A 26,476-nucleotide genomic window follows, 5' to 3' on the forward strand; every position below is an offset into this window, starting at 1 on the left:
TAGTCCAAGGGTCCTTTTTCCGGAGTATGCAGCTTTTTATACATTGTTGACTGATCAACGTTTTCTCAGTAGGTGGATGAGAAACTAATGTATAAGAAGTGCACCTTTTATACATATGTTAATTTTAAAAAATATAGTATTTTCAGGTGAAATTTCCTCTTTTTTTAGTAAACCTTCATAAGATAGTCTGATAACATCCAAATTTGAGATGATATACAAATTTCTATTCTGCATGCTTATAAACATCCGGTCTCAGGCTTTCAAATATTGGAATGTATGTTTGTTGTTCTGTAACTTTCTGTATATGAATTTCCGCTGTTATAATTTCTTCTTGATCTCCCCCCTCTTCTACGATGTTTCCATTTGGATCAATGACCATTGAATGCCCTGCGTATGTGTTGCCGACATGATTTTCATTACTCACTTTTCCCACGCTGTTACATGCAATGACATAAACACAATTTTCTATAGCTCTTGCCCTCAATAGTATTCTCCAATGGTTTATATTTCTGGTAGTCCATTGTGCAACGTAGAATATGACTTTTGCACCTTGAGACGTTGGGTAGCGTGTGATTTCTGGAAAACGTAAATCATAGCATATAATTTGACTGGCTTTGATATTGTTAATCTCAAAGACATCTGGGACTTCATCTCCCCCTGTTAAATAATGATGTTCATCCAACATCGGCACGAGATGTATCTTATCTTTTTGATAGAGCAGCTTACCCGCTTTTGATACAGCAAAGGCTGTATTATAAATATTTTCATTTCTTTTATTTGAAACTGAACCTGCAATGATATTCACTTGATGGTTAATTGCTAAACGTTGAATAAAGGGAAAAGTTCTCTTTAAATCAATATCTGCTTTTTCTGCTACATTTTTTAAATCATAACCTGTATTCCACATTTCAGGTATCACAACAATCTCCGTATCTATATGCAGCTTTTCTTCAAATAAGGACTCAATGCGGTTTTCGTTTTGCTTAACTTCACCTTCTATAATCTCCGTTTGAAATAATTGTATTTTCATTTTTCTCCCTCTTATTCATATATAAATTTATAAATAGGATATAAATCACAGTTGTATTTGACATCTTCGCCATGTGATGAAGAAATAATAGAAGGTTTAATTTTATCTATAATTCGTCCGCTATTAATATTTTCACCCATATCAACTGTAAACTTTCGAATCGGCGGATGTAAGGATTCAGCATTAGAAAAGAATAAGTCTCCAGTTAGCAGCACATTGTCATCTTTATGATGGTATATCACATGTCCTGGTGTATGACCGGGTGTTAAATACACATCTACAGGTAACTTTTTAATGATGTTGTTACTTAGACTTTCGACTTGATGTTCCACCCCTGTTGTTTCCTTTTCTGCCTTATTTGGATATGGTTTTTCGCCATTGATAAAAGGCACTTCAACTTCGTGGGCGTAAATAGGAATATTTAAATTATCTCTTAAATACTTGGCGCCATTAATGTGATCTAAATGGCCATGTGTGAGTAAAATACTTTTGGGGATACCTAAAGATTTTGCTATATTTAACTGAGTATGTGCATAGTCTTTCATTCCTGTATCAATGATATGAACACTCTCACCATCTAGCACGTACCATGTATTAATTTTTACAGGAATTCCCACAACAGTTTTGTAAGTAAGTTTGTAAATATGTCTAGAAATTTGGACAAATTCCAATTGATGCACCTTCTTTTGTTTTATTTGATAATATAAGTTTAGTAAGAAAAAATAGACGTAACAAGAAGGCACAATTTTGTTACTAGCCATTGAGGTGAAAAAATGTCAGACTTTAAAAGTGATCAATACGGTCCTTGTACGTTAACTGTAAAGCGTGCTTGTCCAATTGAGTTAACGATGCATATGATGGGTGGTAAATGGAAAGGTATTATTTTATCTTTGTTATCAAAATCACCCATGTATTATAATGCAATGCGCCGTGAAATACCGGGTATTACCCAGCGTATCCTTACACTGCAGCTTAGGGATATGGAAAAAAACGGATTGATTGAAAGAGAAGAAACAAACGATAACCCTAAAAGGGTTTTATATTATTTAACAAACCTTGGAGAAAGCTTTGTTCCAATACTAAAATCTTTAGAGAAGTGGGGCAATGCTTATATAAGTCAGCAGGAAGAAGAATTAAAAAAATTGTAACGTTTTAAATAAACTCCTTAAATATATTTTACTTCTTTTTAATAAAGCCTTGTTTTTTTATAATGTAAGTACTTAATTAAGTAGTATCCGCGAAACTATATTAACTTGAAAATGCAAACTTATTCAATGAGAAAAACCTTTACCATGGCGGTAAAGGCTCTTCCTATGCTCTTCCCTAATGGGAATCTCTTGTTATCTTTATCTCTATTTTTAATTAAGGTCTATGAAAATTGACTGTTTTCTCGTCATCTCCTGTTCGTTCAAACCATCCTCTGAAAGCCCAGTTATCATAACCTCCATCGCCTTCATTAATAAATGTTCCTTCTTCAAATACCCAGACACCATAGGTAATACCATCATAATCTACGGTGTCAAAATATTGAACACCTTGTAATTGATCTGAATTATATCCTTGGCTCAAATTCATAACCATTACATTGTATTGTTGACCTGATTCAAAGAATGCTTTTTCCATTGCTCCCTTGACGAAACCATTTCGATTGTCGGCTGTTTTAGCCGCATCTGCAATCGCTTGTCCTATGGCTACGGGATCAACTGTTACGTCTCCTCCAACTTCTGCAGCTTCTGCGGAGCCTGCAGAACCTCCTAAATTCGGTAGAGCTAATGGCGTCGCTAACACAGCTAAACCTACGGCAGAAGCTACAACAGCTTGTTTCGCTTTTCTCATTTGATCTCCTCCTATTTTTAGGTGATTCTTAGAATATTTACCCTTTTTTTCCACGTTAAAACAAAAAATACTGTAATTAAAAATAGGAGGTAAACCATTTCATTCTTTTGAAGCATCTGTTCAACCAAAAATAGGCTTATAAGTTTTTTTCTAAAATCTCGCCCACTTTTTCTGCCATTTCTCTCGGTGAACATGGCATCTCATTTTTGAGCCATTATTCTACTATGACGCCGTATTGGAAAAAGTTGAGGTAACTCATTCAACATGATAACCAACTATTATTTAATGGATTTAGTTGCCAGATAACAAGGCATATATTCAGTGATTTTCCCTTTGTGGTGATGATCTTCATAAAGATCTTGTAGAGTGAACCCAGCTTTTAGCTGTCCACCAATTTGAGTTTCTAAAGAATGACTAAACTGTACACCGCCATCCTTTAGAAGTTCTTCATCATTTTCTATCATACTTTTAGTTCCGTCATAAGGTAATTTATGAACTACTTGTAATTCTTTCTCATCTTCTCCAAATAAATAGAGAGTAGGGTTTGCAAAGCCAGATAGCAGAACGCCACCTTTTTTAAGAACTCTAAAACATTCTTGCCAAACGTGTTCAACATCTTGAATATAGCAGCTTGATACGGGATTAAAAATCATATCGAACTTCTCATCTTCAAAGGGAAATGTCTTACTCATATCGCCTTTAACTAAATCAATAGAATAGCCTTCTCTAGCGGACACCATTTTTTCTAATTCTAATTGTTTATCAGAGTAGTCAAACACTGTAACTTCTGCATGCTGTGCTGCAAAGACTGGGCATTGCTGTCCTCCTCCGCTAGCAAGTCCCAATATTTTTGCTTTTTTAAATGGAATAAACCAGTTATGTGGAACAGGCTTACAAGGTGTTAAGTAAATATCAAAAATACCTTGAGTTGCATCTGCGAAATTTTGATGATTAATAGCTAATGACCATTCTCCTCCAGCTGAAGCCCACTCATCCCACATTTTTGAGTTGATTTTTGTATAATTAGCTTTTTGTGACATAGTTACTCCCCCTTTACCTCTTTTAGTATTTTGTTTAATTTTACCATGTCGCTAGAAGAATAATTTAGATATACTAATTAATTTTTTCCGTTTCAGATAATTAATCTGTACTGGAGAAGTACTTAATAGATATTTTTAAAAATAAAAACACCCTCTTAAAAAATTAAAAGGGTGTTTTTATCTTAAGTATAAAAGCTTGTATATAAATAAGATACGAGTTTTATTTTTAATCGCTTGTCTCGAAGCTTTCAGCCATCATTAGATCATTTTTGTAGGCAGCCATTGCGAGTTCATATCTCACCTTTTGACCCGCTTCTACAAAATCAGCTTCCTTCACAAGGCCTGATACTGAATATTGGTGACCTTTAAAATCTACGTTCAGTTCAGTAATTTGATTGAATTGAAAGCTCTCTATAGGAATTCCATTCACATCTTTCAGCAAATACTGGCCATATTTCTCGTTACATGTTTGTGCTACTTGCTCCATTACTTTGAAGGCATCTTCCGGATTTTGTCTATAGTTGAGAATAAGACTTTCATTTACCCGGCGTCTTCCTCGGGTTCCATTCTGAAGTTCCGTAATGTTGCTATATGAAACGGTATAGAGGTAGCCGTCATACTGGCGAATCTTTAAATAGCGCATAGTAATTTCTTCTATTTTCCCTTGACGGTTTCCGTTGAGAATAACATAATCTCCGTGATGGATCTGACGTTCAAACAGGTAAGTCAGTCCCATTATATAATCACGGATAATATGCTGGAGGATTATTGCCAGGGCACTGGCCAACACTACCGAACTAGTGAGAATCTTTCCGAAGTCAAAGAAATGGCTAAGCACATAAATAAAGAAAAAAGCCAGCCCCAATACCCTTGTCACCTGATTAGAAAAGTGCATGAGCGTCTCTTCTCGTTTTTCATCTAAAAAGCTCGTTTTATCAAAGAAAAGCTTAATGAATTTGCGAATAAAATAAACGATAAGTACAATCAGCAGCCCTACCGTTAAAACCTTTACGGGAAACTGCTGGAAAAATTCAGTAAAAACCAACTTACCCACTCCTTATTTCTAACACTATACCAAAAGAATGTACGTAAAGACAAAAATCTTTTGTTCTTTATAAACCTTAATGATAATAGCACGGTTTCATCAAAAAAAGAAGCGGTATCTATGCTTCTTGAAGGTCGGTATATTGATGATAATCTCTCAATTAATTGAAATTAAAGGGGGTAAGGTGAACTTTAATAGACTAATTTTCTTCGTTATATCTTGGTAATTAAGTCAATATACTGTCTATTTTAATTTTAACTATTCTAAGGAGATTATTCTGTTACACTAAAGTAGGCAAAGAAATCATGATCGTTCCTAAGGAAAAGTTGTCCTTTCTTTATCCAATTAGATATACTAAAAAGGCACTCTAATTTAATACTGCTCTTAAAAAATGTAAGAAAACCGATATGAAGTAAAGGAGAAAAGACATGAACCAACACACACAACCTTTAAGCTCTATCGCCTTCCATCTTGGTCCACTTGAAGTCCATTGGTATGGAATTATCATAGGAATAGGAGCTTTCTTAGGCTTCTTGTTAGCCTCGAAAGAAGGAAAGAAACAAGGGATCTCTTCAGAAACCATCTCTGATTTACTTCTGCTAGCACTACCCATTGCTATCATTACTGCTCGAATTTACTACGTACTTTTTGAATGGAGTTATTATAAAGACCACCTAGGCGAAATTATAGCAATTTGGCATGGAGGCATAGCTATTCACGGTGGAATTATTGGCTCTGTATTAACAGCTATATGGTTTTGCAGAAAAAAGAATCTTTCTTTTTGGAAAATGGCTGATGTTTTAGCTCCTAGCTTATTATTAGGCCAAGCTATTGGCCGGTGGGGAAACTTCATGAATCAAGAAGCACATGGCGGACCTGTTACACGTCAGTTCTTAGAAGCTTTACATTTGCCTGATTTTATTATTAACCAAATGTATATAAATGGAACCTACTACCATCCTACGTTTCTCTATGAATCACTTTGGAACATAGTAGGTGTGCTTGTCCTAATCGTACTAAGAAAATCCTTGTTAAAAAGAGGCGAAGTCTTTCTTACTTACCTGCTATGGTATTCGATAGGAAGATTTTTTATAGAAGGACTGCGTACAGATAGCTTAATGTTAACCTCTCATATCAGAATAGCTCAATTAGTTTCTTTCCTTTGTGTGCTAGGCAGCTTGATTCTGCTATGGTATAGACGCAAAAAAGGCTTAGCAACTAGTAAGGCTGTCTTTCTCTCATAAGAACCGATATTTTTATGCGGTTTTGTAAAATTAGTAGTTGATGGATTATGTTTCAGATATCAAAACGTGTAATGAGAAATAAAAAACCAATAAAAGCAGCAAGTTGATTTTCAGTGAATCTGAAAATCAACTTGCTGCTTTTACGCATTAATTATTAATATTTTTAATCTAAATTATGATTTATATATATTTTACTAATAATAAACCTTCTTTTATAGTTAAAGTATACTCTTCTTGTGTGAAGCTGCACTTGATAAGAATTCATATTGGAGATGAAATGTATGTTAAATATAAATAAAGCCCAAAAACGGACTCTATTCTCACGAACAAATGCCCAGACGTCACCTAATGTTTTTTTATGGGCTGAAGGAATTGCTTTTACTTTTCTTTTTGCTTTACTTGCTTATGGCTTAGCGAAAGTCCCGGGGTTCGATCATATTGGTCCACTAGCCTGTTCAATTATAATGGCAGTCATTTATCGTCAAATTTGGGGATACCCTGAAAAAATAAGATCTGGAATTGAATTTTCTTCTAAAAAGCTGTTACGCTATGCCATCATTTTATATGGCCTAAAGCTTAATATTGATGTTGTTATTCATCACGGGTTAGGATTGTTACTTCGCGATGTGGGAACGGCTGTATTTGCGATTGTTTTAACGGTTTTTCTAGCCAAATGGATGAAGGCTGATAGTGGTTTATCCCTTCTTTTAGGGATAGGAACAGGAATATGCGGTGCTGCAGCTATTGCGGCTGTTTCTCCGATTGTAAAAGCAAAAGAAGAAGATACTGCTATCGGAGCTGGTGTTATTGCTTTAGTGGGAACCCTATTTGCGATTGGATATACCATTTTAAGACCTTATATACATTTAACAAATATTCAATATGGAATTTGGTCAGGCGTAGGTCTCCATGAAATTGCCCATGTAGCTCTAGCTGCAGCACCGTCTGGACGCGATGCTCTAGCTATTGGACTGTTGGCTAAGTTAGGCAGAGTGCTCTTACTTGTGCCATTAAGCTTTATCTTAATGTACTGGATGAAGCGAACAGGAAAAATTGAAAAGGATACCAAGATTGAATTCCCTTGGTTTTTAATAGGTTTTATAATCATGAGTATTTTTGGGAGTTATGTCGTTGGTAAGCACCTTATAATACCTAAGACGATCATGAATGATATTTCAACTCTAACTACCTTTCTTTTAACAATGGCTATGGTCGGGCTAGGGTTAAATGTAAGTTTGAAGGCTCTTCGAACAAAAGCATTAAAGCCGTTGATTGCGATGTTTATTACCTCTATACTCTTATCATTTCTTACGTTTTGGACGATGTAAAGACAAGTAAATTAAAATGATTAAGTAACAACTAATATTTCCTATGCAACTGTTAATGCGAAAAAAGTTTCTTATTTCTCAGGTTTTAAATTTCTTCCCAAATTTATGGATTAATTATAGAGCAATCTAAACCTATAACCTAGATACTAATGGCAGTTCCCTCCCTAATAAACAGTTTCACTTAAAAAACAATCTTTATTGCAGTAAGTAGTGATGTAATAAAGGTTGTGTTTGTATATACTAGGGGTTGTAGTGCTGAACTTGGTGTTGTTTTAAGAGCATCAAGCGGATAAAAAGCCGAAGCATCTCCTACCATGAAATGCAGTAAAGCAGTGAAACATTTAGAAAATACATTGACGCCTCTGAATCAGTCATGGTATAAACACAATAGGAGAGTTTAGCACTTAAAAGCATAAAAGCGATAAAGTTTAAAACAATATTTATATAAATAGAATACATAGGAGGAAACAACTACCATGGGACATAATAGCAAAATTATAGACTGTACCATTCGTGACGGAGGTTTAATTAATAATTGGGATTTTAGTGTTGAATTTGTGCAAGACTTATATAACGGCCTAAGCGCAGCCGGCGTTGAATATATGGAGATTGGTTATAAAAATTCACCTAAGCTTCTTCAAGCAACCGAGCCCAATCCATGGAGATTTCTTGACGATAACTTTCTCAAAGAAATTATCCCTGAGAAAAAGTTTACGAAGCTATCTGCCTTAGTAGATATTGGGCGCGTAGATGCAAACGACATTCTGCCGCGTGAACAAAGTATGTTAGATATGATTCGAGTGGCATGCTATATTCGCGAAGTAGATAAAGGCTTAGAGCTTATAAAAATGTTTCACGATTTGGGCTATGAGACTTCACTTAACATTATGGCACTGTCTAGCGTACCGGAAAATCAGCTTATTGAAGCATTTGAAATGGTAAAGAAAAGCCCTGTAGATGTTGTATATATCGTTGACTCCTTTGGAAGCCTAGACCCTGCGGATATTGAGCATCAAGTAAAAAAGTTTCAAGCCATGATTCCTAGCAAACAGCTTGGGATCCATACGCATAACAACATGCAGCTAGCTTTTGCTAATACATTAACTGCGATGCGTAATGGAGTTACATTCCTTGATTCATCTGTTTATGGTATGGGCCGTGCAGCTGGTAACTGTAACACAGAGCTGCTTGTTAGCTACATCCCAAAACCAAGCTATGAGATGAAGCCGATTCTTGGCGTAATTGAAAAACATATGCTTGAAATGCGTCAAAAGTGGGAATGGGGCTATATCATTCCTTACATGATTTCTGGTGCACTGAATGAACATCCACGTGTTGCTATGGCTTACCGTGATAGCGAGGATCGTGACAAATTCGTAGATTTTTATGACAAAGTAACGTCTCCAGAAGTTACTACGTCTCCAGCATCAAAATAAGTTAAAATGCTAAAAGTACCTCTGTTAATCGGGGTACTTTTTTGTTTACGTACAAAGAGCCCGTGATTGTATAGCATCTACTTAAACTTTGATACCCTCGATCTCGACAATTAGCTAAATGTAAACAGTCACACTCTTCTTAAACTATTATTTATGTATGTAAACCGGCGTTCCAATGGGAACTACAGAGGAAAGTTCTAGAATATCTTCATTGTCCATTCTGACACATCCATGTGACATATCTCTGCCAATAGAAGCTGGATCATTAGTCCCATGTATTCCATATGTAGGTTTTGAAAGTCCCATCCATAAGGGACCAAATACAGCTGGAGGGGTAGTATCTTTATTAATAATTTTAAATTTTCCAGTTGGAGTTGGAGTGATCATTTTCCCTACAGCAATAGGATATGTCTTTACTAATTTAGCTCCATCATATAGTTTTAATTGATGCTGCTTTATTGAGACATCTATCCTTTTTGCCATAGCACTGCCTCCAATCTCTTATAAGTTACTATAAATAGAATTTTTTTATTGTTAACCACGTATATCGAATAACTGTTAACTGAAAAATATCTAAATTGATTCATAAAAATTAGTGCTATTTATACCGTTCTAATAGTGAAAAATTTCTTTAAAAGCCAAGGCCCTGGCGTAAATCCAAGTGTTAATTGCCAAGCTCCTATTGCTTGCAAACCAAATTTACGAACTAATACCATTTTTTCACTCATGCTTCTTACATCTTCAAACCATACTTCGTGCATCTGTCCCGCTTGATCTCTATACTGAAAAAATGGTGATTTATACTCCTTAGAATATTGGATGGGAGACTGATATTTCATCGCTGTTTTAATCGCATCTTGATTGGATATAGCAGATGCTACTGTGCCGGGCTTGTAAGGAATTGACCAGTTATATCCATACAAAGGGACTCCAATGATAAGTTTTCTTCGCGGAACACTTTTTATCGCAAATTCTATTGTTTTTTTTACTTCAGTAATAGGTGCAACAGGCCCTGGTTCGCTGCCTGCATGATGCCAATCATATGCCATAATGAACATATAGTTAACAACGGCACCTATTCCTCCGTAATCATATCCTTTTAACCAAGGAATATCTTCGCTTGTCTTCGCTGGAACCGCTATGGTCAGCACGTATCCGGCAGGTTTTAAACGTTCACCCAGCTGACGTAAAAATCCTGTAAAAAAATCTCTATCCTCGGCCTTTACACGTTCAAAATCAATATTCACCCCGCCGTAGCCTTTTCTAGATACTAAATAAAAAATATTATTAACAAGATTGTTTCTTGCTTGAGGATTATTTAAAACTTGATGGGCAAGATCAGAACTAAACCCTTCAGAAGTTAGATTAGTAATCGTAACTAACGGTGTAACTCGGTTTTTCCAAGTCGTTTCAATTGCTACTAAATCGTTTAAATCATTCATAATATCTCCATTGCTGCCAAAATGATATTCAAAGATAGAAATGGACGAGGAATAAGTTGCAAAATCAGTAATTAAATCGCGATCTAATTCTGGATTTCGAACGGCATAATACTCCAGTGTACCTGCAATATAGTCTGATATATTAGGGATTTTCATTTTCATTCCCACCTGCAAATAATTATAATGGACTGAAGGATTCGCTCTTTTTAATTGTTCTAAGGATACATAAGCTTTTTTAGCAATACTCCTCATCGTATCACCAGGTTGAACTGTGTATACATAAGAAGCTATAAGTAAGGCTTGACCTGGAACAATATTTGTTTCTTCTAACCCATTTACCCTCCTAAGCTGCGCAATGGGATAATCATATCTACTGCTTATTGAAGACAGGGTATCACCAGGTTGAACTATATGAACAAACATGTTTTCTCCTCCTGTGTACTCTTTATCGAATTATGTTTTATTTCGTGACAAGTTTAAAGAAGCCATTCAATAAATGTATATGAGTATTGTTTGTTTATATAACATAAAGAGGCAGGCATTTATAAAACAATCCAAACGGTTTCCTTACCTACAAGAAAACGATGGATTATTCCTTCTACACAGAGAAATATTGAATATGAGCAAAACTAGTATAACAACTGATATTGGATCATAAAGTAAAGGTAATTAAAAGTATAGTCTAGTTGTACAATTCTGCTAAAAAGGCAGCCACATATGTGGCTGCCTTTTTAGCCTTTTATTTTCTTGAAGACTCTGTGCCTTTATACATCCAAAACATCGTTTTTATCTTTGGGTTGCTTGAAAGGTTGGTAAAAAATACTGAAATATATTGCTACTATGCTAATAAAAACTGTTAATATCATTGAGATAATTAAGGATGCGTCTAATAACAAAATGAACCCTAATCCGGCTATGGAAGTAATAGTGGAAAGTATTGTCCATGTTGAAAATGTTTCTTTCATACTTAATCCAAAATATTCTTTAATCATCCAAAATCCTGCATCATTAACATGTGAGCAAATTGCACTTCCCGCTCCCGTTGCAAGAGTGACTAGGGCTAAATTAGCATCGTATTGAGACAGCATTGGAATAACTAATCCTGCAGTGGATATAGCCGCAACTGTGGCTGATCCTAAAGAGATACGTAATAGCGCAGCAACTACCCAAGCAAGTATGATAGGTGACATTGAAGTTCCTTTAAACAATTCTGCTACATAATCTCCTACACCACCATCAATTAGTACTTGTTTGAAGGCACCCCCACCTCCAATAATTAATAGCATCATACCAATTGCAGCGATTGATGATGTACAAGAGTTCATAACTTCTTTTATAGGAGTATTTCTTGCTATTCCCATTGTATAAAATGCAAGAATTAAAGATATTAACATTGCAGATGAAGGGTTTCCTATAAGACGAATTATTTCAATCGTTGTATCATCTTCAAATCCTACTGATTTTTGAATCATATCTAGAATTGTAGATATAGACATTAATAAAACAGGAAACATTGCAGTTAATACGCTTATGCCGAAACCTGGTGTTTCGTTAAGTTTGAATGTTTTTTGTTCACCTAAAGAAGCTATATTACCCGTCTTCTTGAATGCATCAGGTACAATTTTTTTAGCCATCTTAGTATATAAAGGACCTGCTATAATGACGGTTGGTATTGCAACAATAATACCGTAGAGTAAAACTAATCCAATGTCAGCACCATACTCACCAGCTATGACTGTTGGTCCTGGGTGTGGGGGAAGGAAACTATGAGTTGCTAATAAAGCTGCAGCCATAGGAATACCTAAGTGCAAGATAGAGGCTCTTAATTCTTTCGCAATCGAAAATACAATTGGGATTAATAAAACTAATCCTACTTCAAAAAATAAAGCTATACCTACAATAAACGAAGCAACTACAACAGCCCACTGAATTCTTTTTTCTCCAAATTTGTTAATTAGAGTCATGGCGATACGCTGAGCTCCCCCTGCGTCAGCAATTAATCTCCCAAGCATTGCACCAAGCCCAAATATTAAAGCTATATGACCAAGTGTACCTCCTAATCCAGCTTCAATGGATGTGACAACCTTTTCCATAGGCATTCCAAGTGCTAAAGATACAACAAAAGATACAATTATCAATGAAACAAATGTATTTAATTTAAATCCAGTAATCAAAATTAGCAACAGAATAATCCCAATCGCTACTATAAATAATGGCATGATATACCTCCAAAAAATAATTAAAATATTTTTACTTGCTCCACTTATTGAAACACTAACTTTATATTTTAATTAGTAAGTAACTCTAGGACGCTTATGCTATTTTGTTTACTAGTCATAAAGTACAATTATTCGAAAAAACGCCCTTTGGTAAACGCTTTCAATTAAGGCCATAAATATTTTTAAATTAATATTAATAGGTTAATTCTGTACTAATGTTTTTTCTTTGTCTAATGCTTCTACGCCTGCTTTTAGAACCTCAATAATTCGATCTGTGTCATAGATATTTCCACGCCACGTTCCTCCACTAACCGATTGAAGCGCAGCCCACAAACGAGTATCATCTGGAAGACCCGGATCCGGTTTTAGTTCTGGATGAAGGTCACGTTCTTGCAGGACTTTAGTTGCTTTTTCTAAAGAAAGTCTCGTATTCTCAGTTCCAACAAAATTAACTGAACCCACTAATTGATTACGGTCAATAATGATTTCAATTATGTCTCCATCACGCAATTTTCCAATTGGTCCCCCAGCTAATGCCTCAGGTCCAATATGTCCGATACATGCACCAGTAGAGACACCAGAGAAACGCGCGTCTGTAAGTAAGGAGACATGTTTTCCAAAAGACAAATGTTTTAGTGCCGATGTTAATTGATATGTTTCCTCCATTCCGGTTCCTGAAGGACCACCGCCCATAACCACCATTATATCTCCTGCTTCTATGCCTCCTGTTTTAATCGATTTTATGGCTGCTTTTTCTGAAGTAAAGACCTTTGCTTTTCCTATATGTCGATATACCCCATCTTCTCCTACCACAGATGGATCAATAGAAGTTGATTTAATTACTGATCCTTCAGGGGCAATATTTCCTTTCGGGAATGTAACTGTAGAAGTTAGACCTTTTTCTTTTGCTTTGGCTGGATCCATAATAATATCATCAGGATTGATTCCATCAGCTTCTAACAATTGTTTTTTCATAATTGCACGTCTTTCTGATTTTTCCCACCAATCGAGGTTTGAACCAAGAGTTTCTCCAGTAACTGTTAGTACATCTTCATGCAAGACACCTAATTTTCTCAAATGAAGCATCACCTCCGGTACTCCCCCTGCTAAGAATACCTTAACAGTTGTATGGCCTACAGGACCATTTGGTAGTACATCGACCAAACGAGGAACTTTTTTATTGATTCTAGTCCAATCTTCAACGTTAGGTATCTTACAATTAGCTGCATGAGCAATTGCTGGAATATGAAGTAATAAATTTGTTGAACCCCCGAAAGCTGCATGAATGACCATAGCATTCTCTATAGCTTTATCTGTAATTATATCTTTGGTGAAAATCTTTTTCTTCTCCATTTCTAAAGCCGCACGTGCTGATTGCTTAGCCATCTCCATCCATACTGACTGGCCTGAAGGTGCTAGCGCTGAGTGGGGTAAAGCCATTCCAATTGCTTCCGCAACAACTTGAGAGGTACCAGCTGTCCCAAGAAATTGGCATCCTCCTCCCGGTGTAGCACAAGCACGACATCCAAGGTCAGCAGCTTCTTGCAAAGTAATTTCGTTGTTTGCGTATCTTGCCCCAATTGTTTGAATCTTCCCTGCATCTTCTCCATTTGTAGGTGGAAGAGTAACACCTCCAGGGACAATGATAGTTGGCAAGTCATGCATTGATGCCAGAGCTACCATCATTGCTGGAAGACCTTTATCACATGTAGCTACTCCAATAACTGCTCTGCGAGTAGGCAGTGAGCGAATTAATCTTCGATAAACTATAGCCGCGTCATTTCGAAAAGGAAGGGAATCAAACATACCAGCAGTTCCTTGGGAGCGCCCATCACATGGATCGCTTACGAATCCTGCGAAGGGCACGCCACCTTGTCTACTGATCTCTTGGGCTGATGCCTTCATTAATAAACCTATTTCCCAATGCCCAGTATGATAGCCTAATGCAATTGGAGTACCATCATGATTCCTGATTCCACCTTGAGTACCGAGAATTAGAACTTGTTTTCCAAGTAGATTTGAAGGTGCCCAGCCCATACCAACATTTTGTGATAATCCAAAAAGGTCACCACTTGGTGAATCTAGCAACATTTCGGGTGTAAGTGGGAGTGAACCTTCTGCTCCCTTCGAATGAGTTTGAATTTTATAAAGAGATACATCCTCTTCGCCAAATATGGATTGCAATGACATATGTATTCCTCCGTTAATAAGATTTTTTATAAAAAAAGATATATTTTTATGTTGCTCATACTATTTTCTATTAATTGGAGAATATAGGTTCCTCGAAAACAACATCTTTCATTAATAATTTATGAAAATTTTTCTGTCCCTAGTGCCTGGCCTAGTATTTGTTCTACTTGTTCCTTCTTTCTTTCACTAAGTTCGCGAGCTGGAGCGATCATGTTTGTAGAAACTTTTATCCCCCTTAAAGAAAGAGCTTCTTTAATTACACTTACAAAAGGCTTATCTATTTGATATAAGGATAATAAACCTGACAATAGACGATGTGATTCAATTGCGCGAGCATAGTCTTTTTCCATAAAAGATTGATAAATATTTACAGAAAGCTCTGGTGCAAAATTTGCAGTGCCGGGAATGGAGCCATCTCCACCAAGAGATAACGTGTTTAAAAAATGATCATCGTATCCTGAGAAAACAGCGAAATCAGGATGGGCAGCTTTTACAGTTAAAATCATTTCCCTTGTATGAGAGACTGCATCAACGGTTTCTTTAATGCCTACAACATTAGGATAAGATTTGACTAATTTAAGAACAAATTCTGGCGATAAATCTTGGCCTGTTAATGCTGGGAAATTATATAAAAGGGTGGGCATATCTACTTTTTCAGCAATTTGAGCAAAATGCTGAAAGAGATTGTCCTCAGATAACGGCCAGTAATATGGGTTAATAACTACGATTCCGTCCGCCCCTATTTCTTTTGCATGCATACTTAGTGAGATAGTCTCTTTGGTGCTTGGAGTTCCAGTGCCAATTAAAACTGGCAAACGTCCATTTACATACTGAACTGCAAATTCTGCTACTTTCTTCCTTAAAGAAGTTGACATTTGACTAAATTCTCCGCCCGACCCTAAAAAAAATAGCCCATTTACTTTAGACTCAATTAGAAAGTCAATTAAATTTTTCATTCCTTTTTCATCTAAGCATTCATTTTGATCTACTATTGTAGAGACAGGCGGAATTACCCCATGAAACCTTGTTGTTTTTTTCATTATATTTCCATCCTTTTAAAATTTAATAAAAACAAATTTTTTAAGCTCATATAAAAACTTAACTTAATTGTTTAAATATAATTTTTTTGTATTTTGGCAAAAAGATATAAGAGATTACTATATCTTCTATTTGTTAAGAATTGACTTTCTTCTAATAAAGGGTCTCTTTAGATACGTGTAGTAGCTAGAATTGTTTCTTTTTAAATGCTTTAATTAACCTAATAATAATTTAGTTATTATTGGCTAAGCAATGTTATTATAAATCTTTGCTTAGCCTCCTTAATATCACATTATTTATAGTCATTTTATTATTCTACTCTCTCTTGAATAGGGTTTTTCACTAAAAACCAATAACAAAGTGCTGCACATCCTGCAATAATACCACCTGATATGAAGGCAAGAGAGTAAGATCCAGTCTTATCTACAATTAAACCTGCTATAAAGGGTGAGAGTGCACCTCCAAAATAACCTCCAAAGTTTTGTATAGCGCCTACAGATGCAACCATAGAAGGAGGGGCAATATCACCAGCAAGAGCCCAAGCACTTCCTGTAATTGCGGAAATAAAACAAAGTGCTAGTGTGAATAAAGTAATTTTTATAGCAAGACTATCCACAAAAGGAACAAAAATCACTACAATAGCAGCTAATATAGCACAGATACTAATTAGCGCACGTTTTGCCTTAACTGGAGAAGTTATGCCCTTATCTACTAGTTTTTTTGTAAGATACCCTCCAAAAATAGCACCAAATATTCCACCCACCCACGGGATACTTGCATAAATGCCTAGCTCTTGAAGCGTAACCCCATGCACTTCAACGAGATATAGAGGAAGGAAGACTAAGAAGATATTCCAAATCCAAATGGTACAGAAGAATCCTAAAATCATTCCCCAAACAGTTTTGTATTTAAATAACGATCTCCATTTAATTTTTGAATTTACTAGGTTTTCCTCAAAGCCAGCACCTTCTGATTGAATATATTCGAATTCTTCTTTAGAAAGTTTTCTGCTATGTTCAGGGTTTTTATAAAAAATCCAAAAAGCAATACTAAATAACACTCCTGCAATACCGGTAATATAAAATAATGATCTCCATCCAAAAGCCAACATGATTGCGACTAAAAGAGGAGGAGCAATAGCAGGACCCCATTTCGATGACGAATCCCAGAGGCCTGTTGCAAATCCTCTTTCTTTTTTTGGAAACCAATAAGATGTTATTTTTGCACCTGTTGGCCAGCAAGGTGCTTCACCAGCCCCTAGTAGTAACCTTACAATAATAAATGAAGGTAGCTTATTAAAGAGTCCCATCATAAATGTAGCTCCACTCCACCACAAAACTGCAATTGAATATATCTTTTTTGTGCCAAAACGATCAATTAGCCAACCAGCAGGAAGTTGCATTAAAGCATAAGACCATGAAAAAACTGTACCTAAAAGTCCTATATCTGTTTTTGTTAAATGTAACTCTTTCATCATTTGCGGAGCAGCAATGGATAGATTTGCCCTATCTAGGTAGTTGATAAACCCACCTATAATTAACCAGATTACAACCGTCCATCTCCAATTTTTTTTTGGTGCAGTAGAAAGCACGGGCTCTTTAGTTTCAATTTGCATTTGTTTATCTCCTAATCAATTAAAATAGATGAAAACAAACGAAGTGATAGTTATGCACCTCCTTATCATTATTTAATTTCATACAATGATTAAAGAATGGAGTTACGGTTTTACAAATACTGTTTTAATAGAAGTAAAGAATTCAATTGCAGCTTGACCTTGTTCACGAGAGTGAGAGCTAGATTGTTTCATTCCTCCGAATGGTGCTTGTAATTCTACCCCGGCAGATTCTGCATTGATACGCACAAGACCAGCATCCATCTCATTTACGAATGAAAGCATACGCCCAATTGATTTCGTGAAAATGGAAGCACTCAGTCCAAACTTTACATCATTTGCAACATTCAGTGCTTCTTCTAACATTTCAACTTTCATAAGGGCAAGTACTGGACCAAAGATTTCCTCTTGAGCGATAGTCATACCACTAGTCACGTTTTCGAATATAGTAGGCTCCATATAGAAACCATCAGCCAAATTCCCTTCATCTAGACGTTTACCACCATAAGCTAACGAAGCCCCTTCTTCAACACCTTTTTCTACGTAGGCAAGTACCGTGTTAAGCTGGTCTTCACTTGCACAAGGCCCCATCCAAACATCTTTTTCAAGGCCATTTCCAACTTTTATTTCTTTCACTTGTTCAATCAGCTTTTCTTTAAACTCATCATAAATTTTACTTTGTACAATTACACGACTTGTAGCTGTACATTTTTGTCCAGTGGAACGCAATCCTCCACTAATAGTTGCCTCTACTGCTTGTTCAATATCGGCATCGTTAGCAACGATAACTGGATTTTTCCCGCCCATCTCTAATTGATATTTTGCACCACGTTTTAGTGCGCCTAAACCAACTTGTTTACCGACTGCATCAGACCCTGTAAACGTAATCCCATTAATATCTGGATGATCAATAATACCTTGTCCGATAACAGAACCAGAACCCGTTACCATATTAATCACACCACGTGGCAAACCTGCCTCTGCAAAACATTCCATAACTTTTGCAGCAGTAACTGCTGCTTCTCGAGCTGGCTTCAAAATAACAGTATTTCCATAAATAAGAGCAGGAGCAATCTTCCAAATAGGAATAGCTACTGGGAAATTCCAAGGTGTAATAACACCCACTACCCCAAGAGGAGCACGGGTTGTGTACATAAATGCTTCAGAGTCTGTTGAAGGTAGGACATCTCCCACTTTTCTTAGACCTTCTCCTGCATAGTAGCGAAGAATTGCGACCCCTCTTGCAGTTTCACCTTTTGCTTCTGGAAATGTTTTTCCCATCTCGCGGGTCATTGTCTTTGCTATTTCATCTAGGCGCTGCTCAAGCATATTTGCTACTTTATACAAATATTCACCACGAGCAGCCCCGGACAGTTTATTCCAGGAAACCTGAGCTTTTTTTGCAGAAGCAACAGCGTGATCTAAATCTTCTTTTTCAGAATGCTGTACATAACCGACTACATCATGTCGATTAGCAGGATTGGTGCTGCTATCCACTTGCTCCACAGAACCCGTTACCCATTCTCCATCAATATAGTTTAAATACATTTTCTCTTCTGTTGTTATATTCATCATATTTCCCTCCATATTATCTGAATCAAAAGTTAATAAATTCATAAATTTCTGATATTTAAAATCAAAAAAATAATTTGAGTTTAATAATTAAGTTTGAAATCATTTAATTAGACCGAAATTTTGCTTGGTAACCTTACACTATTTTTTAATATACCAATGCTAGGAATTTCAATTTCAATCTGATCACCTTCTAATAATGTAAAGTCATTTGGTGGTACAATACATGTGCCAGTTAATAATACGGTGCCATCAAAAATTTCATTATCACGCACTAAGAACGAAACCAATTCTTCAAATTTTCTTTTTAATTGACGTGTACTAGCTGTTCCCTCTACTGCAAGGTTTCCATGACGATAAATACGGCATATGATATCAAAGTCATATGGATCTTTTACGGATTCGGTGAGGAGAATGGCTGGTCCAATAGAACAAGAATGCTTCCACATTTTTGCCTGTGGTAGATAAAGAGGATTTTCTCCCTCAATATCACGGCAGCTCATATCATTTCCAATTGTATAACCAAGGATTTCACCTTCCTGACTAATAATCAAACCTAGTTCTGGTTCAGGGATTTGCCATTTAGAGTCACTACGAATATAAACTTCCTGATTGGGTCCAACTGTGCGAGCAGCTGTAGATTTAAAGAAAATTTCTGGACGTTCTGCGTCATATACTTTGTCGTAAAATGTGGTAGCGTCTAATTTTCCATCTGTAGCTTCATAGTTTCGAGCATCGCGGCTACGTTCGTAAGTAACTCCGGAAGCCCATACTTCTTGAGCAATAATAGGTACAAGTAATGAAAGTTCTTCAATAGATTGTGGGATAGGCTTAGACTTAGAAATCATATTTTGAACAAAAGAAAGAGGAGAGATCTTTTGTGCGTTCGCTTGATGAATTAGTTCTATAAACCCTTCCTGCTCAAGAGGGTAAACTGTTTCTTCTAATGTAAGGGCTGCCAAAACAGGTTTTGAATCTTCACTTAAATATCGAATAATACGCATATAAATAACCTCCATTTGTTTTATAATATAAAACTCAGTTTTTTAATATAGACAAAAGAGAAGGGAACCTCTTTATTAAATCGGTATCCCATACCCCATCTGCTCTGATAATTCGGAAGCTGCTTGTTTCAGTTGCTGAACAAAGATTCCTAACTGAATGTCATCTACTCCTGCGATAAGTGTCGAAAGACTTATAGCGGCAATAACCTTATTTTCGTGATTTCTAATAGGTGCTGCAATGCAACGGACACCAGGTTCATTCTCTTGATTATCGACGGCATAACCCTGACTTTGAACTTTTTCAAGTTCCTGCAAAAATTCAATTTCATTTGTAATGGTGAATTCGGTTTGCTCAGTATACTCATACCCAGATAAAATTTTCTCTAGTTCATCCTTTTCTTTAAAAGCAATCAAAGCTTTTCCTACTGCAGAACAGTGAAGTGGAATTCTTTTTCCTATTCGAGAATAAAGAATAACAGCCATAGGACCTTCAACTTTATCAATATACGTTCCTTCTTTACCATCTAAGATGACTAAATGTGTAGTTTGTCCTGTTTTTGCTGATAAATCCATCAGATATTTTTTAGCTAATTGTCTAATATCTAAAGACTGAATAACATAGTTTCCTCTTTCAAAAAGTTTCATCCCTAGTCCATACTTTCCATTCTCGAGGTTCTGATGAATGTAGCCACGTTGTTGAAGCGTTTTCAATAATGAATGAACAGTGCTTTTGTGAAGACCAATTTGATCACTTATATCTGTTATTTTCAATTCTGTCGTATGTTCATCAAATAGGTCAAGGATACGAAGGGCGCGATCTACTGATTGAATAATAGGCATGGAGTTTCACCCTTTTGTTTTATATTATAAAACTTGTTTTTATTATTACAAACAATTTTATAATATAACTATAATACTAATTATTCTGAAAAGTCAACCACTTTTTTAGTTAAATGTAGAAGACTATATTACAAGTCATGATTTTTGAGAATTGATTATAATCAATTCTTTTCCTTCATAATCATATCTTATTCCTGTTTTAAAACTTACTCAAAATCTATGTATCATAAATGTGTGTTTTTGGTGTACTTGAAAAAGATCTTTTTTGTCAAACAGGATTTATATATTAGGAAGTAAAAAGAGCAAGCTCTCTAGCATGAGAGTTTGCTTTTCACAATTATAGCGAGTGTACGTTTGCCTGAGTAAAAGAGAACATTAAACTTAGTCTTAAAACAGTTTTACATGGGGGGATTCACCAAACATTTCTTAAAAAAACACCTATTTTCAATGAATAATTGAAACCGAAAAATCTTCTACTCTGTTAGGTAGAAGGTTTTTCGTGTGATTGAAATGTTAGTGTATCGTCTGTAAGAAAGGTAACAAATTTATTGATTGCCGATAAGTTTATTATTTAAACGAAAGTGGAAGAATACAAGTAAATTTGAGTAACATCATTTATTTGAGAGCCAGGCTTCCATACCACAGATAAATTAAAGTCCTTGACCTACTTTAACTTTATTTTCACCTGTACTCCTATAAGCCCATATGATAACCGGAATTAATATCAAAGATAGAATTCCTCCACTTAATGATAAAACGGCATAACTTGATTGAGCCACAACTATTCCTGATAAGGCTCCTCCTGAAGCTCCTGCTAAAGCAATTAAAACGTCTATAGTACCTTGTGTTTTCGCACGTGTTAATGGTTCTGTAGCATCCACTATTTGAGCTGTCCCGCTAATTAAACCTAAGTTCCATCCTAATCCAAGTAACGATAGAGCAACCACTAGAAGAACCATTGAATCACTCGGTGCCATAGCTGCTACCAGCCCAGCTAAAAGAAGGATAATTCCTGAAGCAATTGTCATCGCCGTTCGTCCAATTTTATCAATTAAGACCCCTGTAAATAATGAAGGAAGATACATAGAACCAATATGAAAGCCAATTACAACTCCTACTTCAGTTAGCCCGTGGCCATGATGTTTCATGTGCACAGGTGTCATGGTCATTATAGCAACCATCACAATTTGAGTAAGGACCATAACTGTGGCCCCAACAGCCACTCCTTTTTTGTTCGTTGATTGCTCAGTATTCATTAAATTTTTTTGAGTGTTACGTTCTTGTTTATTCGCTTCTATTGCTCTTGCAATCAGTAACGGATCCGGACGCAGCATAATATAAAATACAAGACCAGCTACTATATATGCAACTGCTGCTAAAATGAAAGGTCCCGCAAGTGCTGGGGCACCAATAGAAAGAGCAAAATCTCCCATTACATCAACTAAGTTCGGACCTGCAACGGCTCCAAATGTAGTGAAAACCATGGCCATACTAACAGCGGTCCCCCGTTGTTTTGCTTTGGCTAAATCTGTTCCTGCATAACGCGCTTGCAGATTAGTAGCTGTTCCTGATCCATAAACGAGGAGCGAAAGAAAAAGAAGAAAAACACTATTAAGAATGGCAGAAAAAATAACACCAATTGCTCCAACTCCCCCTAAAATAAAACCCGTCGTAAGTCCTGCACGACGCCCTTTTTTTTGAGAAAGCTTTCCTACTAACCAAGCAGCTCCTGCAGATCCTAAAGTAAATAGAGCCGTCGGTACTCCTGCATAGGCATCTGTACCAAGCATTTGCTGTGCAATAAGTGCACCGACAGTAACTCCTGCTGCCAATCCTGCACCGCCAAAGATTTGAGAAACACTTACAACAAATAAGGTTCGTTTATATAAAGCTTTTTGTTTCTCTGGTGAATTAACATATTCTTGTAAACAAGTTGGTTGAGTGTCTGAAGCTTTTACATGATCCTCGTTTACCATCATAACCTTCCTTTCAGAAAACTCATTCTATTTTTGAAAATATTCTTACTAGATTTGGATTATCATAACACGCATAAAAAAACCATACAATATTATAATTGTATGGCAAACAATATTATAAATGGTCGTTAAGTAAACGTTTAAGGATAATCAATCCTTGCTCAAGCTCTCCAATCGTTTTCGGTGCACAGACAGCGATCCTTACAGCTCTGTCTGGACAACTGTTTCCCACTACAAAGCGTTCTGCTGCATACACTTGTACGCCCTGCTGCGCAGCTAATGTTTCAAATTCAGCACCTGTAATCTTTTCTGGTAATAGTAACCAACGAAATATACCATTTTCCATACCTAAACACGTGTAATTTTCTAAATGTTGATTTGCAATTCGATTTCTGAGAATAGCTTGTTGACGATGATTCTCTACTAAGGATTCAAATTGATTTGACACAATAATACGTGCTGTTAGCTCTGCTAATAATGGTGAAACTGATATATTTAAATTATAAAGTGCTTTTGAAATAGGCTCTTTAAATCGACTAGGCGCTGCTACATATGCTAGACGTAACCCCGGTGCTATTGATTTTGATAAACTCGCAATATAGATGACTTGTTCTGGTGCATATGATGCCACTGCTGGCATTGGTTGCTCATGATGGAGATGATACGTTGCATCTTCAATAATAAATTGGTTATATTTTTTTGCAATCACGGCAAGCTTTTCTCGGTTTTCAACAGACATACAGCAAGCAGTTGGATTATGGTAGTCTGGTATCAAGTAAATGCCTTTAATATTATCATTTTTACATGCATATTCAAAAGCAGTTGGACTCATTTCATAATTCTTTGATTTTATCGGTACTAATTGTACACTAAGCATAGCTGCAACCGTTTTTAAACCTGGATAAGTGTGATGATCAACCCCGATGCGATCTCCAGGCTGACAAAGACTCGCTAGTATTGCAGCAATTGCATTTTGTCCTCCATTTGCAAATAAAATGTGATCAACTGTTGTTTTGAATCCGCCTCTTCTCATCAGCTTTACAGCTGCATCTTTTTGCCAAAGACTTTCACCTGGCCTCCCATAACTAAACCACTTTTCGTAATCAGTCTCTTGTAGCATATCTTTTAGTTGAAGGAGAAGTGGCTCGTATGAATCATTGTCTGGCAGTGTCGCGCCCATTTCAATTAAGTGGCTAGGCTTTATATCTTCGAGTAAATACGCATTCGATAACGCATCATACGATACGAATGTACCGCTTCCAACAGTAGCACTTAATAAACCCTTTAGCTCGCACACTTTAAATGCTTTTGAAATCGTACTCAAATTTAAATCTAAATAATCGGCTAGCTCTCTCTGTGGAGGAAGTTTTGTTCCAGGTAATAAAACTCCCTTGATAATATTCTGTTCCAATTGTCCTGCAATGGCTTGGTAAATAGGCTTTCTTGTTTTATCAACAGATGGTTTCCAGCTCATCGGATAGTTTTCAAACGAATTAATCGGCATAGTATCCATCCTTTTTTCACACAATTATATACTTGCACTGTTTATATCACAATTATCATTATTAATAATTTCCAAGAATCTATGGTTTTTGAGGCTTGATTATGATCAATTATTTTAACGATTAAATACAATTGCTCATACTTTTCTACACCTTTTTTTCATGTTTCTAAGCCTCTTGTGACTACTACGAAGAAACATTTTTGTCCTACTGCTAAGAGTTAATAGAGGAGAAACACATGCTGAAGGTACCAACTCACGCATGTGAAATATCTTAACCTTATCCTAGAGCAGGATCATCAGGGGATGATGTTTTTAGAGGCTATCTCCTATTCAATAAAGGAGTCTTTTGTAAAGAGGAAGTCCATTCTTTCTTAAACTTTTTAAAATTTTTTGACCTTAATAGTGCTTAATGAAAAATAGATTTTTCAGTCTAGATACTGATAAATCTATACAAATCTTTACCTACTGTTGTAGATAAATGTTTACAGTTTAACTTGTGTTCCTTTTACTTATTTCTTTTTTTTCCATTTTATAACCTGGATGTTAACGCCATGGTCTTCTTGAGATGATATGGTGAATTCGTCCATTAATTTTTTCACCCCTGATAAACCAACGCCTAACCCTCCTGACGTTGTATAGCCACTTTCTAGCGCTTTTTGAATATTTTTAATGCCTGGTCCTTTATCTATAGCTATTATTTTGAGTCCTATTTCAGGTTTTTCCTCTATTATTTCCATTGTAATTTTTCCGGTAGTGGCATATTTATATATATTTCTGGATAATTCTGAAATAGTCGTAATAATTCGGGCCTGATCAAGTGCGCTGAAGCCTAAGCAGTTAGAAAACATTCGCCCTTTCTGACGCGCTTCTACTATATCCACTTCCGTGTGTATCTCAACAGTTAAAAGTTCCTTTCCTTCATCCGATTGAAATAGCATAATTATCACCACTTTCTTTATTTTAATAGTAGTAAAAAAAACAATAGGCCAAAAAGAAAGGTTATATAACCTTTCTTTTTGGCCTACATCTAGTTCAGTGCCTAGCTTATCAATGCCGTTATGAAGTTGGGTTTAAAATCAGAAGAATTGTACTTTTATCTTTATGAAAGTCCCATGCTACTAGTATATCTGTTACCTTTGAATCTAAAATTACTTCTAACGATTGACTATGTTCATGAAGTAGCCTTTTTTCGAGATTTCTTTTAGCCAAAGTAAGGTTTTCTTCAAATCCTAATTGAACTAGCTCTTTCTCTATAGTTACCATAATACCTTCCCTGATTATAAGAAGTGTTCTCTGATCTAATAGATAAGAAGAAACATTGTGAGGGAACTTTTCTGCTTTTTGAGTTACTTCCTCAACTTCTTTATGCAGCAATTTCTGATTTTTATAGGAATGATTAGCTATGTTTTCTTTATCCGAATGGATCATGATAAACATCCCAGACTGCAGCTCTAAATTCCAATCATAATAAAATTCTTCAATATCTAAATGTATATTTAATTGTATATATCCTTTTATCTCTTCAATTAGAGTCTCCATTAACAAATCACGTGTTTTTTGAACATAGATAACTTGTCCCTTGTCTAACAAAGTCTTTTCTAAAGGTAATAAAAAGGCTTTAAAATAAACGGTTATAAAAGGAGGAGAAATGACGGTGAATACACCTCCAGGACCTCTTCCAAAGTTTTCACGAAGTAACCTTCCCATATAGCTACTTAATTCTTTTTCCAGTTTCGTTTTATCCATAGATGGTGCACCTAGTTTCTAGTTTCATAAGGTATACTATTCGTGATGTTTTATGAAAAATCCTTCTTCCTCATAAGATCATTTTCGGCAATAAGAATTCACTTTTTATAAAGTGTAAACGAGGCATACTAGTATAACTTTAATAGATTGGTTTCTGTTTAGCTTTGTATTTCCTGTGTTTAAAGATTCTTCTTTTATTTAAAATTCCAATTTTACTTCCATAGATAATGGTACTTAAAAGTAGTATATCCTTGCTAATTTCTTCTTTGTATAATTCATTGTCATACTTTTGGTAATCCTGCAACAATCGATAAAGCTCTTTCATAAACAATACAATCTCATGATTATCAGCCATCCCGACCAAATCCTTTCTG

At 35.9% G+C, this 26,476-nt stretch carries 23 protein-coding genes; 4 read left to right on the forward strand and 19 right to left on the reverse strand.

The window, feature by feature from the left end; all coding sequences use genetic code 11:
- Nucleotides 1-223: 223 nt before the first annotated feature.
- The gene (locus POF52_RS06275) at nucleotides 224-1,030 is read right to left on the reverse strand and encodes a carbon-nitrogen family hydrolase (protein WP_176583663.1); all 807 of its coding nucleotides are present in this window, start codon (nucleotides 1,028-1,030) and stop codon (nucleotides 224-226) included.
- Nucleotides 1,031-1,041: 11 nt separating this feature from the next.
- Nucleotides 1,042-1,701 carry an MBL fold metallo-hydrolase gene (locus POF52_RS06280; RefSeq protein ID WP_271990974.1) on the reverse strand — a complete coding sequence of 220 codons (660 nt, stop codon included), beginning with the start codon at nucleotides 1,699-1,701 and terminating at the stop codon, nucleotides 1,042-1,044.
- 102 nt (nucleotides 1,702-1,803) lie between these two features.
- Between POF52_RS06280 and POF52_RS06285 the strand changes: the two genes are divergently transcribed.
- Nucleotides 1,804-2,178, forward strand: coding sequence for a winged helix-turn-helix transcriptional regulator (locus POF52_RS06285; protein WP_271990977.1), 375 nt, complete (start codon nucleotides 1,804-1,806; stop codon nucleotides 2,176-2,178).
- Between the two features lie 214 nt (nucleotides 2,179-2,392).
- Here the strand turns inward: POF52_RS06285 and POF52_RS06290 are convergent, their stop codons facing one another.
- The 3 genes from POF52_RS06290 to POF52_RS06300 all read right to left on the reverse strand — a co-directional run bounded on the left by POF52_RS06290 (nucleotide 2,393) and on the right by POF52_RS06300 (nucleotide 4,951).
- A complete protein-coding gene (locus POF52_RS06290; RefSeq protein ID WP_034653014.1) occupies nucleotides 2,393-2,866 on the reverse strand; it encodes a hypothetical protein in 474 nt (157 codons plus the stop codon).
- 278 nt (nucleotides 2,867-3,144) lie between these two features.
- Nucleotides 3,145-3,906, reverse strand: coding sequence for a class I SAM-dependent methyltransferase (locus POF52_RS06295; RefSeq protein WP_271990986.1), 762 nt, complete (start codon nucleotides 3,904-3,906; stop codon nucleotides 3,145-3,147).
- A gap of 226 nt (nucleotides 3,907-4,132) precedes the next feature.
- The gene (locus POF52_RS06300) at nucleotides 4,133-4,951 is read right to left on the reverse strand and encodes a mechanosensitive ion channel family protein (RefSeq protein WP_176583666.1); all 819 of its coding nucleotides are present in this window, start codon (nucleotides 4,949-4,951) and stop codon (nucleotides 4,133-4,135) included.
- Nucleotides 4,952-5,379: 428 nt separating this feature from the next.
- On the opposite strand from POF52_RS06300, the gene lgt reads away from it, so the two are divergent.
- The 3 genes from lgt (at nucleotide 5,380) to POF52_RS06315 (ending at nucleotide 8,959) form a co-directional block, all read left to right on the forward strand.
- The gene (gene lgt, locus POF52_RS06305) at nucleotides 5,380-6,195 is read left to right on the forward strand and encodes a prolipoprotein diacylglyceryl transferase (protein ID WP_176583667.1); all 816 of its coding nucleotides are present in this window, start codon (nucleotides 5,380-5,382) and stop codon (nucleotides 6,193-6,195) included.
- A 281-nt stretch (nucleotides 6,196-6,476) separates the two neighbouring features.
- The gene (locus POF52_RS06310) at nucleotides 6,477-7,523 is read left to right on the forward strand and encodes a YeiH family protein (RefSeq protein ID WP_013082626.1); all 1,047 of its coding nucleotides are present in this window, start codon (nucleotides 6,477-6,479) and stop codon (nucleotides 7,521-7,523) included.
- A 476-nt stretch (nucleotides 7,524-7,999) separates the two neighbouring features.
- Nucleotides 8,000-8,959: an aldolase catalytic domain-containing protein gene (locus tag POF52_RS06315; RefSeq protein ID WP_271990994.1), complete on the forward strand. Its 960-nt coding sequence runs from the start codon at nucleotides 8,000-8,002 to the stop codon at nucleotides 8,957-8,959.
- Nucleotides 8,960-9,106: 147 nt separating this feature from the next.
- Here the strand turns inward: POF52_RS06315 and POF52_RS06320 are convergent, their stop codons facing one another.
- From POF52_RS06320 to POF52_RS06385, 14 genes are all read right to left on the reverse strand, one after another.
- A complete protein-coding gene (locus tag POF52_RS06320; RefSeq protein WP_013082624.1) occupies nucleotides 9,107-9,442 on the reverse strand; it encodes a L,D-transpeptidase in 336 nt (111 codons plus the stop codon).
- 119 nt (nucleotides 9,443-9,561) lie between these two features.
- A complete protein-coding gene (locus POF52_RS06325) occupies nucleotides 9,562-10,824 on the reverse strand; it encodes a glycosyl hydrolase family 18 protein (RefSeq protein ID WP_074897238.1) in 1,263 nt (420 codons plus the stop codon).
- Between the two features lie 341 nt (nucleotides 10,825-11,165).
- A complete protein-coding gene (locus tag POF52_RS06330; protein WP_271991003.1) occupies nucleotides 11,166-12,620 on the reverse strand; it encodes a GntP family permease in 1,455 nt (484 codons plus the stop codon).
- 201 nt (nucleotides 12,621-12,821) lie between these two features.
- Nucleotides 12,822-14,810: a YjhG/YagF family D-xylonate dehydratase gene (locus POF52_RS06335; RefSeq protein ID WP_271991006.1), complete on the reverse strand. Its 1,989-nt coding sequence runs from the start codon at nucleotides 14,808-14,810 to the stop codon at nucleotides 12,822-12,824.
- 119 nt (nucleotides 14,811-14,929) lie between these two features.
- Nucleotides 14,930-15,850, reverse strand: coding sequence for a dihydrodipicolinate synthase family protein (locus POF52_RS06340; protein WP_271991009.1), 921 nt, complete (start codon nucleotides 15,848-15,850; stop codon nucleotides 14,930-14,932).
- A 308-nt stretch (nucleotides 15,851-16,158) separates the two neighbouring features.
- Complete coding sequence (locus POF52_RS06345) at nucleotides 16,159-17,463, reverse strand: MFS transporter (RefSeq protein ID WP_271991012.1); 1,305 nt, start codon at nucleotides 17,461-17,463, stop codon at nucleotides 16,159-16,161.
- A gap of 102 nt (nucleotides 17,464-17,565) precedes the next feature.
- Nucleotides 17,566-19,032 carry an alpha-ketoglutaric semialdehyde dehydrogenase GucD gene (gene gucD / locus POF52_RS06350; protein WP_271992167.1) on the reverse strand — a complete coding sequence of 489 codons (1,467 nt, stop codon included), beginning with the start codon at nucleotides 19,030-19,032 and terminating at the stop codon, nucleotides 17,566-17,568.
- Between the two features lie 110 nt (nucleotides 19,033-19,142).
- Entirely contained in the window at nucleotides 19,143-20,036 is an 894-nt protein-coding gene (locus POF52_RS06355) for a fumarylacetoacetate hydrolase family protein (protein WP_205662605.1), read from the reverse strand.
- Nucleotides 20,037-20,111: 75 nt separating this feature from the next.
- Entirely contained in the window at nucleotides 20,112-20,876 is a 765-nt protein-coding gene (locus tag POF52_RS06360; RefSeq protein ID WP_034653033.1) for an IclR family transcriptional regulator, read from the reverse strand.
- Nucleotides 20,877-21,526: 650 nt separating this feature from the next.
- Nucleotides 21,527-22,855, reverse strand: a complete 1,329-nt coding sequence (locus POF52_RS06365; protein ID WP_271991022.1) for an MFS transporter — start codon at nucleotides 22,853-22,855, stop codon at nucleotides 21,527-21,529.
- Nucleotides 22,856-22,967: 112 nt separating this feature from the next.
- The gene (locus POF52_RS06370; RefSeq protein ID WP_271991025.1) at nucleotides 22,968-24,356 is read right to left on the reverse strand and encodes an aminotransferase-like domain-containing protein; all 1,389 of its coding nucleotides are present in this window, start codon (nucleotides 24,354-24,356) and stop codon (nucleotides 22,968-22,970) included.
- Nucleotides 24,357-24,865: 509 nt separating this feature from the next.
- Complete coding sequence (locus tag POF52_RS06375) at nucleotides 24,866-25,294, reverse strand: anti-sigma regulatory factor (RefSeq protein WP_271991029.1); 429 nt, start codon at nucleotides 25,292-25,294, stop codon at nucleotides 24,866-24,868.
- Nucleotides 25,295-25,412: 118 nt separating this feature from the next.
- On the reverse strand, nucleotides 25,413-26,102 hold the full coding sequence (locus tag POF52_RS06380) for a Na-translocating system protein MpsC family protein (RefSeq protein ID WP_095379984.1): 690 nt from the start codon (nucleotides 26,100-26,102) through the stop codon (nucleotides 25,413-25,415).
- A gap of 139 nt (nucleotides 26,103-26,241) precedes the next feature.
- Complete coding sequence (locus POF52_RS06385; RefSeq protein ID WP_176583672.1) at nucleotides 26,242-26,457, reverse strand: hypothetical protein; 216 nt, start codon at nucleotides 26,455-26,457, stop codon at nucleotides 26,242-26,244.
- Between the last annotated feature and the right edge of the window lie 19 nt (nucleotides 26,458-26,476).

It is taken from the genome of Priestia sp. AB (assembly GCF_028369225.1).
Classification (GTDB): Bacteria; Bacillota; Bacilli; order Bacillales; family Bacillaceae_H; genus Priestia; species Priestia megaterium.

Coding starts and splice junctions, on each gene's coding strand:
- POF52_RS06315 (WP_271990994.1), top strand. CDS start 8,000: ATGGGACATAATAGCAAAATTATAGACTGTACCATTCGTGACGGAGGT.
- POF52_RS06375 (WP_271991029.1), bottom strand. CDS start 25,294: ATGCTATTTCAATCGGATGAAGGAAAGGAACTTTTAACTGTTGAGATA.
- POF52_RS06355 (WP_205662605.1), bottom strand. CDS start 20,036: ATGCGTATTATTCGATATTTAAGTGAAGATTCAAAACCTGTTTTGGCA.
- POF52_RS06370 (WP_271991025.1), bottom strand. CDS start 24,356: ATGCCGATTAATTCGTTTGAAAACTATCCGATGAGCTGGAAACCATCT.
- POF52_RS06290 (WP_034653014.1), bottom strand. CDS start 2,866: ATGAGAAAAGCGAAACAAGCTGTTGTAGCTTCTGCCGTAGGTTTAGCT.
- POF52_RS06385 (WP_176583672.1), bottom strand. CDS start 26,457: ATGGCTGATAATCATGAGATTGTATTGTTTATGAAAGAGCTTTATCGA.
- POF52_RS06340 (WP_271991009.1), bottom strand. CDS start 15,850: ATGAAAAAAACAACAAGGTTTCATGGGGTAATTCCGCCTGTCTCTACA.
- POF52_RS06360 (WP_034653033.1), bottom strand. CDS start 20,876: ATGCCTATTATTCAATCAGTAGATCGCGCCCTTCGTATCCTTGACCTA.
- POF52_RS06320 (WP_013082624.1), bottom strand. CDS start 9,442: ATGGCAAAAAGGATAGATGTCTCAATAAAGCAGCATCAATTAAAACTA.
- gucD (WP_271992167.1), bottom strand. CDS start 19,032: ATGAATATAACAACAGAAGAGAAAATGTATTTAAACTATATTGATGGA.
- lgt (WP_176583667.1), top strand. CDS start 5,380: ATGAACCAACACACACAACCTTTAAGCTCTATCGCCTTCCATCTTGGT.
- POF52_RS06285 (WP_271990977.1), top strand. CDS start 1,804: ATGTCAGACTTTAAAAGTGATCAATACGGTCCTTGTACGTTAACTGTA.
- POF52_RS06380 (WP_095379984.1), bottom strand. CDS start 26,102: ATGGATAAAACGAAACTGGAAAAAGAATTAAGTAGCTATATGGGAAGG.
- POF52_RS06310 (WP_013082626.1), top strand. CDS start 6,477: ATGTTAAATATAAATAAAGCCCAAAAACGGACTCTATTCTCACGAACA.
- POF52_RS06330 (WP_271991003.1), bottom strand. CDS start 12,620: ATGCCATTATTTATAGTAGCGATTGGGATTATTCTGTTGCTAATTTTG.
- POF52_RS06365 (WP_271991022.1), bottom strand. CDS start 22,855: ATGATGGTAAACGAGGATCATGTAAAAGCTTCAGACACTCAACCAACT.
- POF52_RS06275 (WP_176583663.1), bottom strand. CDS start 1,030: ATGAAAATACAATTATTTCAAACGGAGATTATAGAAGGTGAAGTTAAG.
- POF52_RS06325 (WP_074897238.1), bottom strand. CDS start 10,824: ATGTTTGTTCATATAGTTCAACCTGGTGATACCCTGTCTTCAATAAGC.
- POF52_RS06295 (WP_271990986.1), bottom strand. CDS start 3,906: ATGTCACAAAAAGCTAATTATACAAAAATCAACTCAAAAATGTGGGAT.
- POF52_RS06335 (WP_271991006.1), bottom strand. CDS start 14,810: ATGTCATTGCAATCCATATTTGGCGAAGAGGATGTATCTCTTTATAAA.
- POF52_RS06345 (WP_271991012.1), bottom strand. CDS start 17,463: ATGCAAATTGAAACTAAAGAGCCCGTGCTTTCTACTGCACCAAAAAAA.